Source organism: Candidatus Nitrotoga sp. BS (assembly GCF_927797785.1).
Lineage (GTDB): Bacteria > Pseudomonadota > Gammaproteobacteria > Burkholderiales > Gallionellaceae > Nitrotoga.
This window is the reverse complement of sequence record NZ_CAKMLL010000031.1, coordinates 1-13137: the sequence shown is the minus strand read 5'-3', so window position 1 is coordinate 13137 and position 13137 is coordinate 1. Positions and strand designations below refer to the sequence as shown.

The following is a 13137-nucleotide window of genomic DNA, read 5'->3' as shown; positions in this document are numbered from 1 at the left end:
TTTCAGGTACAATCCAGCGCAATGACTGATCGCCTACCTCACTCCATTCCCGCTAAATCTCTACACGCACGTCGTGCCGCACGTATTGAATTACTTGCACCAATCGAATTTCCACTTGACCTGCCGGTAGTATTGCGGCGTGAAGAATTAGCACAAGCCATCGTTGCCAATCAGGTGATCATCGTTTGTGGTGAGACGGGTTCTGGTAAAACCACGCAGCTACCTAAAATCTGTTTGAGTCTGGGCCGGGGTGTGCAAGGCGTTATTGCCCACACCCAGCCCCGCCGTGTTGCGGCGCGGTCTGTGGCTGCGCGTATTGCGTTTGAGCTGAAAACCGAGTTGGGTGGCCTGGTCGGCTATAAGATTCGCTTTAATGACAAGGTGTCGCCGGATACCTGCATCAAGCTGATGACAGATGGCATTTTGCTGGCTGAAATCCAGAGCGACCGGCTGCTAAAAAAATACGACACCATCATTATTGATGAGGCGCATGAGCGCAGCCTGAACATCGATTTTCTGTTGGGTTATTTCAAGCAGTTGTTGCCACGCCGTCGTGATCTCAAGCTCATCATTACGTCGGCCACGCTGGATGCGGAGCGCTTCTCTAAACATTTCAGCGGTGCGCCGGTCATGCAGGTCAGTGGCCGCAGTTATCCGGTGGAGGTGCGTTACCGTCCGTTGCAGGAGAATGCCGAAGGCGAGATGCAGGATATTCCACAGGCGGTGTGTACCGCGCTGGATGAGCTGGCGGTGCATGGCTTGCGCGGCGATGTTTTGGTTTTTCTGCCGGGCGAGCGCGAAATTCGCGAAACTGCGGAGGCTTTGCGCAAGCACCATCCCATGGGCGTTGAAATCTTGCCGCTGTTCTCGCGCCTGTCGGCGGCCGAGCAGGATCGCGTGTTTAAAACTTCCGGCAAACGCCGTGTCGTGCTGGCTACCAATGTTGCGGAGACTTCTTTAACTGTACCGAATATCGGTTATGTGATCGACAGCGGGTTGGCTCGTATCAATCGTTACAGCATACGGCAAAAAGTCGAACAATTGCGCGTGGAGAAAATCGCACGTGCTGCCGCCAACCAGCGCGCCGGGCGTTGCGGGCGGGTGATGAGCGGGATATGTGTGCGCTTGTATGACGAGCCGGATTTTATGGCGCGCACAGAATATACCGATGCGGAAATTTTCCGTGTGTCATTGGCAACCGTGATTTTGCGTATGAGTGCGCTGGGTCTGGGCGAAATCGAACAATTTCCATTCATCGAGCCGCCCGGATCGCGTTCAATTGCCGATGGCTATCAGTTGCTGGCGCAATTGAATGCGATCACCGAAGCGCGGCAGCTGACACCGCTGGGACGCGAGTTGGCAAAGTTGCCGCTCGACCCGAAAATTGCCCGTCTGTTGCTGGCGGGAAGGCAATATCACTGCCTGCAGGAAATTCTCATTATCGCCAGCGCGCTATCATTGCAGGACCCGCGTGACCGTCCGACAGAGTGGCGCAAAGCGGCGGATGACGCACATCAGCGTTTTAACGATGAGCGCTCTGATTTTTTGGCCTATTTGAAATTGTGGGTCTGGTTTCAAGATGCAGTGAAGCATAAAAAATCCAAACGCCTGTGGGCAAATGAATGCCGCGAGAAATTCCTGTCGCCACTGCGTCTGCGCGATTGGCATGAGTTGTATCAGCAATTGCACGCGCAGGTTGTCGAGATGGGCATGCGGCTGAATGAAACGCCTGCCAGCTATGAGGAAATCCACAAGGCGTTGTTAACGGGTTTGCTGGGTAATATCGGCTGCAAGAGCGTGGATCGCGAGGCGCATTATCAGGGGGCGCGCGAAATAAAGTTTTTCATCGTGCCCAATTCGGTGCTGGCTAAAAAAACTCCAAAATGGGTTGTGGCAGCTGAATTAACCGAGACGACGAAACTGTATGCCCGTTGTGTGGCGCGCATCGAACCGGAATGGCTGGAAGAAGTGGGTGCGCATCAGATCAAGCGCCACTATTTTGATCCGCACTGGGAGAAGAAAGCGGCACAGGTTGTGGCATTTGAGCGCAGCACCTTGTATGGCCTGATTATCAATCCGAAAAAGCGCGTGCATTACGGCCCGATGAACGTGGCGGAATCACGCGCAATATTTATTCGCCAGGCTTTGTTGGCGGGCGAATTCCATACGCTTGCGCCCTTTTTCTCGCACAACCAGAAATTAATTCAGGATATCGAGGCGTTGGAGCATAAAGCGCGCCGACCGGATGTGCTGGTAGATGACGAATTGATCTTTGCCTTTTACGACAGCATCATCCCGCCGCATATTTACAATGGCGCGGCTTTCGAGGCATGGCGCAAGGAAGCGGAACGCGCCAGTCCACGCCTGCTCTATCTCCAACGTGACGACCTGATGCGGCACGAGGCAGCAGGCATCACCACCGATCAATTTCCACCGCAACTGGTGATGAACAACATCAGCTATGCACTGGCTTATCATTTTGTGCCGGGCAAGAGCGACGATGGTGTGAACCTGACCGTGCCGCTGGCTCTGATTAATCAGGTATCCGCTCCGCGTTGCGAGTATTTGGTACCCGGCTTGCTGGCAGAAAAAGTGACGCAACTGATCAAGACTTTGCCGCAGAAGCTGCGCCGCCATATGGTGCCGGTGCCGGAATTCGCCGCCTTGTTTTGTCGTGATGTGTCGCCCTCGGATATGCCCCTGTTACAGGCGTTAGCACGCTATATTCGCGAACAAAAACAACTCGAAGTGCTGCTGGATGCATTTCGGTTAGAGCAATTACCGGCTCACCTGCTCATGAATTTTTATGTAGTAGACGAGCATGGCAGACAGTTGGGGGTTACACGCAACTTCATACAGTTACGTGCCGAGCTTGCGCCCAAGCTCTCGCCGTCCGCTGCAAAAGGCACAGCCGCAGAACAAAAGCCTGTGCATTTTACCGCTTGGAATATGGGTGCAGATGGTTTGGGTGAATTCAAGGAGACTGCAGAAATACACCGCGCCGGACAAGTTGTAACGCTGTTTAACGCCTTGGTGGATGAAGACAATGCGGTCTCTTTACGAACATTCGATACCCGCGATGAGGCGCTGAGCAGCCATCGTATCGGGTTACGGCGTTTATTTATGCTGGCGCTCAAAGATCAGGTTAAATTTCTGGAAAAGAATCTGGGCCTGCAAACAATGGCAATGCAGTTCTTGTCCTTTGGCAGCCTCCAGGATTTGCGCCGCCAGATTTTGGCGGTCACCTTTGATCGCTGCTGTATGAATGAGCCTTGGCCAACAAATGAAACCGAATTCGCAGCGCGTTGCAAGGAAGCCAAGAGCCGTTTGACGCTGGTGGCGCAGGAAATGGCGCGACTGATCAGCGCAATTCTGAGCGAATATCAACTCGTGCACAAAAAAATACAAGCGACCAAATTACACGGGCAGGCCATCCAGGATATGCGCACGCAGTACGAATGGCTGTTGCACAAGGAATTCATCGCACGTATTCCTTACGAGCGCTTACAGCATCTGCCACGCTATCTAAAAGCGATCAATGTGCGCTTGGAAAAACTGCAAGTTGATGCGGCACGTGATGCGCGTCAATACACGCAAATGCAATCTTTGCAGCAGACCTGGCAACGCAAATTAACTGCGCAACAGGGCAATGTTGATGTGCGGATAGTAGAGTTTGGTTGGCTATTGCAGGAATTGCGCGTGTCGTTGTTTGCGCAGGAATTGAAAACGCCCGTGATTGTGTCAGTGAAGCGACTGGAAAAGTTGTGGGAGACGATGTAGTGCTGCCAAACTTTTCTCCTTGGTTACTAGCCTGCCAATGGAATCCGGGGGAAATTGTCTGTCAGGTATAATCCGCGCAATTATGGTTACCGATAACACACTAGACGAAAAATTGCGGGTAGCTGCGCTGCAATATCATCGCCTGCCCAAACCGGGCAAAATTTCCGTAGTGCCGAGCAAGCCCATGCTAACCCAGCGTGACTTGGCGCTGGCTTATTCGCCCGGTGTGGCAGCGGCATGTGAAGCGATTGTGGCAGACGTAAATGAGGCGAGTAACCTCACCGCTCGCGGTAATCTGGTGGCGGTAATTACTAACGGCACAGCAGTGTTGGGACTGGGCGCGATCGGTCCATTGGCAGCCAAGCCGGTGATGGAAGGCAAGGGCATGCTGTTCAAGAAATTTGCCGGTATTGATGTATTTGATCTGGAGATTAACGAGCGCGACCCAGACAAGCTGGTGGATATCATTGCCGCGCTGGAGCCAACCTTCGGTGGCATTAATCTGGAAGATATCAAGGCGCCGGAGTGTTTCTACATTGAGAAACGCTTGCGCGAGCGCATGAAAATACCGGTGTTCCACGACGACCAGCACGGCACTGCCATCATCGTCGGCGCAGCCTTGCTGAATGGACTTAAAGTAGTCGGCAAGCAAATTGATCAAATCAAACTGGTGGTGTCCGGTGCGGGCGCTGCGGCTCTGGCTTGTCTGGATATGCTGGTGAGCTTGGGTGTGCGTATGGAAAATATTATCGTCACCGACACAAAGGGGGTGGTGTTTCGTGGGCGCATCGGAGAGATGGATGAGCACAAGACGCGTTACGCGGTGGATATTGGCGCACGTACTTTGACTGAAGCGATCTCCGGGGCGGACGTGTTCCTGGGTTTATCTGCAGGCGGCGTGCTCAGACCGGAGATGGTGGAACAGATGGCCCCCAATCCTCTGATTTTTGCGCTGGCCAATCCCACACCGGAAATCTGGCCAGAGCTGGCCAAGGCGGTACGGCCGGATGCCATTCTGGCCACAGGGCGTTCGGACTATCCCAACCAGGTCAACAATGCGCTTTGCTTTCCCTACATTTTTCGCGGCGCGCTGGATGTCGGCGCCACCCGCATTAACGAAGAAATGAAGCGTGCTGCTGTGTTTGCCATCGCTGAACTGGCGCAAGCCGAACAGTCCGATGCGGTAGCGTCAGTGTATGGCGAGGAGAGCTTGAAATTTGGTGCGGAATATCTGATTCCCAAGCCCTTCGACCCGCGCCTGATTACAAAAATCGCTGTGGCAGTAGCCCAAGCTGCCATGGATAGCGGCGTAGCGGAAAGACCACTGGCCGATATGGCGTCCTACCGCGAGCAACTTTCGCTTTTTGTCTATCAGTCTGGTCTGTTGATGAAGCCGGTATTCGATTTGGCAAAAAAAAATCCAAAACGACTGGTATATGCAGAAGGCGAGGATGAACGTGTACTGCATGCGGTGCAGATGGTACTGGACGAAGGCTTGGCCAAACCCATCCTTATCGGCCGTCCGGAAGTGGTGGAACAGCGGATTCAAAAACTCGGTCTTCGAATCTGCGCGGGAGAACACTTCGAACTGGTAAACCCTGAAAACGACCCACGTTTCCGCGCTTATTGGACAGAATACCACCGCTTAATGCAGCGAAAAGGCGTTTCCCCTGAAGACGCCAAGCGCGAAATACGGCGCCACAATACCCTGATAGGCACCATGCTGATACACATGGGGGACGCAGATGCCATGCTGTGCGGAACTTTATCACAACCCCTTAACCACCTGCGTCATGTCAGCAATGTGATCGGCCTGCGGTCAGATGTCAGCGTGTTTGCCGCGATGAATATTTTACTGCTGCCCAACCACACGTTGTTTATCTGCGATACGCAAATCAATCTCGACCCCAGCGCTGAACAAGTAGCGGAAATGACGCTGCTGGCGGCAGAGGAGGTGCACCGTTTCGGCATCGTGCCCAAAGTGGCACTGCTATCGCATTCCAGTTTTGGCAGTTTCGACGACGTCTCCGCGCACAAGATGAGTCGGGCGCGCGAATTGCTGGAGCAGATGGCGCCGGAGCTGGAAGTGGAAGGTGAGATGCACGGTGAAGCTGCTATTTCTGAGAGTCTGCGTATGCAGGTTTTTCCCGGCTCGCGCTTGGAAGGTGGAGCAAATTTGCTCATCATGCCGAATCTGGATGCAGCGAACATTTCCTTCGGTCTTTTAAGAATGCTTGCGGGCGACGGTATCACCATAGGACCGATTTTGCTTGGTGCTGCGAAGTCCATTCATATCCTGACCCCCAATACCACTGTGCGTCGTATCGTAAATATGAGTGCGCTGGCGGTAACAGGGGTTGAAATTCATTGTAAGGAGGAGGTTATATGTCGGACAAACTAAAGACTCAAGAAGTTGCCATGCTGCGCGAAGAGCTGGAAATATTGATGAGTGAGCGTACCTGCTTACTGCAGGTGGCAGGAGCTGCCGCTGTGCTGGTGGCCAATACCGACGGTCGCAACCTGCCGCCTGAGGCAGCAGAAGCGGCAGAGATGCTATCGAAGTATGTAAATGATCTATCCGAGGAAACACTGAAGGATGCGCTGGAAATTGTGCATGCTGAGGTCGGGCCTGGCGATTTGTAAGCCCTTGATGAAGGTGGTCAGATGAGTGCGCCAGAAAAGCTTGGCTTGATTCTGACCGGAGGAGGCGCGCGCGTTGCCTATCAGGTGGGTGTACTGAAGGCCATCGCCGAGTTTCTGCCGCGTCATGCACACAATCCCTTCTCTGTTATCTGCGGAACTTCGTCAGGTTCGCTTAATGCGGTTACGCTCGCAGTGAATGCTCGATCCTTTCGCAAAGGTGTGCAATACCTCCTGAATATCTGGAAAAATTCTCGCGTTGATATTGTTTATCGAACTGACCCGATTGGCGCTTTAAAGAACAGTGCATGCTGGCTCGCAGGGCTGATCTTGAGCAGTATGGGAATTAACAAGTTAAATCACGTGTCGCTGCTGGATAACGCGCCGTTGGTGAAGATGCTGGAAGCAACGCTGCCCTATGAAAAAATTCAGGAGAATATTGATGCAGGACATCTGCACGCGCTGAGTATCACGGCCTCGGGCTATAGTTCGGGGTGCTCGGTGACTTTTTACCAGGGAGTAGCGGGGATTCCGCCCTGGAAGCGGGCGCATCGTCTTGGCATTCCAGCCAAGATCGAGCCCAAACATTTATTGGCATCTTCAGCTATCCCGTTTATTTTTCCAGCTGTACTCATCAACCGTGAACACTTTGGCGATGGCTCGATGCGCCAGATCGCGCCTATCAGTTCTGCGCTGCATCTGGGCGCTACTCGCGTGCTGGTAATCGGCTTAGGTCATAGCAGGGAAGGACAAATCAGTAACAAGATGTGTGACTATCCTTCGCTTGCACAGATTGCCGGCCATGTTATGGATAGCATTTTTCTCAATAGCCTGGGAATGGATGTAGAGCGTGTGCAGCGCATCAATCATTCGATCGGAATGTTGACAGAAGATGCTAAGCAGCAAACAAATTTGCGCCATGTCGATGTGTTGGTGATTGAGCCGAGTCAGCCTATTGAAAAAATAGCTGAACGTTATGCCATGCACTTGCCATGGACTATCCGTTTTCTGTTGCGCGGGATAGGCGCGATGCGCCGTAGCGGGGCAAATCTGGTGAGCTATCTGTTGTTCGAAAAGAATTTTTGTCGTGCGATGATCGAGCTGGGATATCAGGATGCACTGAAACAGAAACAAGAAATCCTGAATTTTATAAATCTGCGCGAGAAAACAGCAGAAAGCCAGCCACTATGAAAGCTGTCAGCATGGGCACCCCCTCCCATGCATCACGATGAAACCGCTTACTTTTGCCCTGCTGCGCCTGTTGGTGGACGGGAAATTTCATTCCGGGGAAATGCTGGCGCAGCGTTTGGGCATATCGCGCGCCAGCGTGAGCAATGCCTTGCATAGGGTAGCTGACTATGGCTTGGTTTTATACAGTGTGCCCGGTCGTGGCTATTGCCTGAGCAATCCACCGCAATGGCTTGATGCTGCACTTATTGCACGTCACTTAGAAGAGCAGGCGGGACAATTTCAGATTGAAATTTTTGACAGCTTGTCCTCCAGCAATACGCTGTTGCTGCAGCGTGCAGCGCGGGGCGTACCCAGCGGCAACGTGCTGGCGGTGGAACTTCAAAGCGGCGGACGTGGGCGATTGGGTCGGACATGGCATTCCGGCTTAGGCAACGCACTTACATTCTCGCTGTTGTGGCGCTTTGAACTTGGTTTGTCGGCGCTGTCCGGCTTGAGCTTGGCAGTTGGAGTGGCACTAATCCGTGCATTGCACGCGCTTGGTATGACAAGCGCACGACTTAAATGGCCGAATGATGTACTGAATGGCAACAAGGGTAAACTGGCCGGTATTCTGCTCGAGGCACAAGGTGATGTGTTGGGCCCGAGTGCTGTAGTAATTGGCATTGGCCTCAACGTGTCCATGCCTAAATACCTGTTGCCGCAGATAGATCAGCCGGTATCGAGTCTGGAAGATATGGTAGCTGGCATGTCGGGAATTAATGTGCCGGAACGAAACTACTTATTCGCGGTAATTTTACGTGAATTGCAGGCCATACTTTATGAATTTGCCAGCTATGGTTTTGCGGCGCTGCGTGCGGAGTGGGAAAGCCATCACGCTTTGCATAACCAGAATGTACAGCTGTTGCTGCCGGATGGCAGAACTGAAATTGGAATTGCGCGAGGCGTAACCGGGAATGGTGCGCTTATTCTGGAAACGGTAGGCGGAATGCAAATATTTAATGCGGGAGAGATTGGTATACGTGCGCCATGAAAATGTTACTGATAGATGCCGGCAATAGTCGTGTCAAGTGGACCACGGTAGAAGATGGCGTGGGGTTACATCAAAACGCGCTTGAAAATACGCAGGCGTCAGCATTGAGCATGGCGTTTTCGGAATTGCCGCCACCGGACAGAATTCTCGTATCCAATGTTGCTGGCGAGAATATGGCGCAACTGCTCTCCGCAGCCTGTGCTGCATGGCATTGTCCCATCGAATTTATTGTGGCCCAAGCAACGCAATGTGGTGTGCGTAACTCATACGCCCCCCCTGCGCAGCTTGGCAGCGACCGGTGGGCGGCGCTAATAGCGGCCTGGCATCAAGAGCGCGCATCCTGTCTCGTGGTAAATTGCGGCACGGCAACTACTGTGGATGCACTGTCGGCCGAGGGAGAATTTTTGGGCGGGCTCATCCTGCCGGGTATGGACATGATGCGTAGCAGCTTGGCTGCCGGCGCTGCCCAATTAGCACAAACAGAGGGAGTCTGGCGGGAATTTCCGCGCAATACCGCCGATGCCACGTTCAGCGGCTCAATCCAGGCGACCATAGGCGCTATTCATTTGCAGTTCGAGGCGTTAGCCGCGCGTGGCAGCGTGCGCTGCCTGTTAAGCGGTGGCGCTGCAGATAATGTACAGTCGCATCTCAAGTTGCCGGTGATGCGGGTGGATAATCTGGTATTGCGTGGCCTGCAAACAATTGGTCAGGAAAATTCATCCTGCACGCGCTAACTTTATTGCTGTTGCACAATGAGATAACCAATGAAACAACTACTATTCTGTATATTTACTGCGCTACTGTTGAATGTTGGTACAACGTGGGCAGATCCGCTCAAAGACGGCCAGGATGCGTATAAGCGTGGTGACTACATCCAGGCGGTGATGTGGTACCACAAAGCTGCAGCGCAAGGGAGTGCGGGTGCGCAATACAATCTCGGCGTGATGTATTACAAAGGGCAAGGGGTTGCGCAGAGCTATACAAAAGCAGCGAATTTGTATCGGCAAGCAGCAGCGCAAGGGAATGTGGATGCGCAATACAATCTCGGCTTGATGTATTACAAAGGGCAAGGGGTTGCGCAGAGCTATGCAAAAGCAGCGAATTTGTATCGGCAAGTAGCAGCGCAAGGGAATGTGGGTGCCCAATACGATCTCGGCGTGATGTATGAGAAAGGAATAGGCGTTTCCCAAGATTATATGGAAGCAGATAAATGGTATCGACTAGCAGCAGCGCAAGGGAATGCGGGTGCGCAATACGATCTCGGCGTGATGTATGAGAAAGGAAAAGGCGTTTCCCAAAATTACATAGAAGCAATTAAATGGTATCGACTAGCAGCAGCGCAAGGAAATGCGGGTGCGCAATACCATCTCGGCGTGATGTATGAGGAAGGAAAAGGCGTTGCGCAGGACTACGTAGAAGCCGTTAAGTGGCATCGTCTGGCAGCCATACAGGGGATTGCGCTGGCGCAATATAGCCTTGCCGTGGTTTATGACGAAGGGCACGGTGTCCCACAAGACGAAGCTGAAGCAGTCAAGTGGTATCGACTGGCAGCAGCGCAAGGGAATGTGGGTGCGCAATACCATCTTGGCTTGAAATATGCCAACGGGCAAGGTGTAAAACAGGACTATGCAGAAGCGGTTAAGTGGTATCGACGGGCTGCAGCACAGGGAAATGTGAATGCTCAATACGAGCTTGGTTTGAAATATGCCAATGGGCAAGGTGTTGCTCAGGATTCCATAGAAGCCCTCAAATTGTGGCGCTTGGCAGCAGCACAGGGGAATGCAAATGCGCAATTTAATCTTGGCTACCTGTATGACAAAGGGAAAGGCGTTGCGCAGGACTATGTGGAAGCAGTTAAGTGGTATCGCCTGGCAGCAGCGCAGGAGAATGTAGAGGCGCAATACCATCTTGGTTTGAAGTATGCCAACGGGCAAGGCGTTGCACATGACGACACAGAAGCACTCAAGTGGTGGCACTTAGCAGCAACCCAAGGGCAAGCGGAGGCGCAATTCAACCTCGGTGTGAGTTATATGAAAGGGCAAGGTGTACCGCAAGATTACGTTGAAGCAGTACGATGGTATCGATTAGCAGCAGCGCAAGCGAATGCACATGCTCAAAACAACCTCGGCTTGATGTATTACCACGGGCAAAGTGTCCCGCAAGACTACCTTGAAGCTGCCAAGTGGTATCGTCTGGCTGCAGCGCAGGGAGATAATCTGGCGCAATACAATCTTGGCTATATGTATTATAAAGGGCAAGGCGTTGAGCAGGACTACACAGAAGCAGTCAAGTGGTGGCGTTTAGCCGCAGACCAAGGACAAGCGGAAGCACAACTTAACCTCGGCATGAGTTATAAGACAGGGCAAGGCGTCCCGCAAAATTTCGCTGAAGCAGTAAGATGGTATCGCCTGGCGGCAGTGCAAGGGAATATGAATGCACAATACAATCTCGGCGAGATGTATGAGGAAGCGCAAGGTGTTGCGCTGGACTATGTACGTGCGCACATGTGGTTTAATCTTAGTGCAGCATCAGGATATGGAGATGCAGCGAAGAGTCGTGACATCGTTTCGAAGCAAATGACCTTACAGCAAATCGCAAGAGCACAGAAGATGGCAAATGATTGCCAGCAGAAAAATTTGAAAGTGTGCGACTGAACCTCATAATCAGTCCGATTCAGCTCGAAAAAACGGCCTGTATACCGTTGCAGTGCTCTGCATGATTAAGGTACAAGGATTGTGTGTTCAGCATGTCAGTCAAAACAGGGGGGCGGCGCAGCAAAAAAGCTATCGTTATGTTCAAAATTACTTGACCACTACACAACTTTCCAGACTCACTTTCAGAAACAGTTTCATCCGGCAGCCCCCGATATACACGTTACGAAACAGTGCGGCGACCAAAGGTTGCGAGAGACGCAGCATTGCCAGCAGAAAGCGGCATGCATTCGTTCTTTCACCTCCCAGTCGCGACACCCATTTGTGAGACGCAATGATGAAGGCTAAATGTCTAAAGTTTGAGTAAAATGAGCAACTTCAAGGGAATTAAAATTGGAGCGGCGCATCTCTGTTTGGATCGCGGCGAAAATTTTTACCTGGTCATCATAAGTTTTTTAACTAGCAACTGGGGATTATCCCTTTTATTTGGAGATAACCATGCAAGAACTACAAAATGCCTGGATCGCATTTAAACTTGGCGGGATGATTATCCTGCCATTGTCTTTGCTGGGGGTAATTGCTTTAGCCATTATGCTTGAGAAGGCATTTCTCTATTGGCGTTATGCACGTCTTTCATATGACTTGCTTAATCTTGTTGAAACTTATGGCTTTGCGTGGGCAGACTTGGAAAAGATGCTTTCCGTGTTGAGTGAACGTCACTATTACAAGCGCTTCTTTGAGGTAGTGATCACCAATCGTCATCGGCCTTCATGGTGGACTGAATCTCGTGCAGCGGATGAAGCCCAGTTGATTGAAACATCCCTTGCGCGCAGGTTATGGGTATTAGAAACTATCGTCACTGCTGCTCCTTTGCTCGGGCTGATGGGAACAATTATTGGAATGATGCATGCCTTCCAGATAATTGGCAGCGGTGTCGTCAATCCTACGGGCGTAACTGGAGGTGTGGCACAGGCGCTCATTGCTACTGCAGTCGGATTATTGATTGCGCTGATTGCATTGTTTGGATTTAATTATTTTTCTCGCCTGCAATCACAAACGATGGATGAAATGGAGCGACTTGGTACACGTCTGATTGATCACATCCGTTTAGATCAACAAGGTAGCGCGCATGAAGCTGCGTAAATCCAGAACGTATCGCAAGGGGCGCATCGAGATCATTCCGATGATTGATGTGATGTTTTTCTTACTGGTGACGTTCATGCTGACTTCATTGTCGATGCAGAATCTGGATTCCCTGCAAGTGAACCTGCCCCAAGGAGAAGCCGAAAAGCTCAGCGTTGACGCACCGGTAACGCTAACCCTGACTGGTAATAGGGAAATCTTTATCAATCGTATTCCTGTAACACTGGAAACCCTGGCCGCCACGCTCAGGCCGCTGTTACGCGATTCACAACAAAGCTTGGTCGTATCAGCGGACAACGAAGCACCACAAGGCATGGTAGTGCAGGCGATGTTGCAGGCTCGAACTGCTGGTGCCCAACATTTTTTGATTGCGATAAAACATAAGTGACGTGGTAAGCATGCCAGACTCTAGATCGAAGGAGATTCGATTCTGGTGGCCAATACCGCTGGCGACCATCATTTGGCTGGCCATCGTTTTGGAATTTGGTTCTCTCCTGGCATCTCCCGAGGTAGAGATGGCTACTTCGCCACCAATTGATGCACGCTTTGTAGAATTGCCTGACACAACACCAGAACAAGAATCCTCATCTACTCCAATAAAGAGTCCTCAGGCTGAGCCCGAACCGAAGCCCGAACCGAAGCCCGAGCCGAAGCCCGAGCCGAAGCCCGAGCCGAAGCCCGAGCCGAAGCCCGAACCAAAAA

9 protein-coding genes and 1 pseudogene are annotated in these 13137 nt (G+C 51.9%); all 10 read left to right on the top strand.

Annotation, left to right across the window (positions count from 1 at the left end; translation table 11 throughout):
* Nucleotides 1–21 precede the first annotated feature (21 nt).
* Nucleotides 22–3780 (top strand): ATP-dependent RNA helicase HrpA, encoded by a 3759-nt coding sequence (hrpA, locus tag MJ769_RS02215; protein ID WP_445083053.1) that lies wholly within the window; start codon nucleotides 22–24, stop codon nucleotides 3778–3780.
* Between the two features lie 82 nt (nucleotides 3781–3862).
* A complete protein-coding gene (locus tag MJ769_RS02210; protein ID WP_239234214.1) occupies nucleotides 3863–6181 on the top strand; it encodes an NADP-dependent malic enzyme in 2319 nt (772 codons plus the stop codon).
* Complete coding sequence (locus MJ769_RS02205) at nucleotides 6166–6423, top strand: hypothetical protein (RefSeq protein ID WP_239234213.1); 258 nt, start codon at nucleotides 6166–6168, stop codon at nucleotides 6421–6423. Before MJ769_RS02210 ends, MJ769_RS02205 begins: the two co-directional genes overlap by 16 nt.
* 21 nt (nucleotides 6424–6444) lie before the next feature.
* A complete protein-coding gene (locus MJ769_RS02200) occupies nucleotides 6445–7611 on the top strand; it encodes a patatin-like phospholipase family protein (protein ID WP_239234212.1) in 1167 nt (388 codons plus the stop codon).
* 37 nt (nucleotides 7612–7648) lie between these two features.
* Entirely contained in the window at nucleotides 7649–8641 is a 993-nt protein-coding gene (locus tag MJ769_RS02195; protein ID WP_239234211.1) for a biotin--[acetyl-CoA-carboxylase] ligase, read from the top strand.
* Nucleotides 8638–9375 carry a type III pantothenate kinase gene (locus MJ769_RS02190; RefSeq protein WP_239234210.1) on the top strand — a complete coding sequence of 246 codons (738 nt, stop codon included), beginning with the start codon at nucleotides 8638–8640 and terminating at the stop codon, nucleotides 9373–9375. Before MJ769_RS02195 ends, MJ769_RS02190 begins: the two co-directional genes overlap by 4 nt.
* A gap of 30 nt (nucleotides 9376–9405) precedes the next feature.
* A complete protein-coding gene (locus MJ769_RS14480) occupies nucleotides 9406–11295 on the top strand; it encodes a tetratricopeptide repeat protein (RefSeq protein WP_305854677.1) in 1890 nt (629 codons plus the stop codon).
* Nucleotides 11296–11790: 495 nt separating this feature from the next.
* A complete protein-coding gene (locus tag MJ769_RS02155; RefSeq protein ID WP_239234209.1) occupies nucleotides 11791–12435 on the top strand; it encodes a MotA/TolQ/ExbB proton channel family protein in 645 nt (214 codons plus the stop codon).
* Nucleotides 12422–12823 carry an ExbD/TolR family protein gene (locus MJ769_RS02150; protein WP_239234208.1) on the top strand — a complete coding sequence of 134 codons (402 nt, stop codon included), beginning with the start codon at nucleotides 12422–12424 and terminating at the stop codon, nucleotides 12821–12823. The genes MJ769_RS02155 and MJ769_RS02150 overlap by 14 nt, the downstream gene beginning before the upstream one ends.
* A 10-nt stretch (nucleotides 12824–12833) precedes the next feature.
* Nucleotides 12834–13137 (top strand): annotated as a pseudogene (locus MJ769_RS02145) (hypothetical protein); the annotation flags it as partial.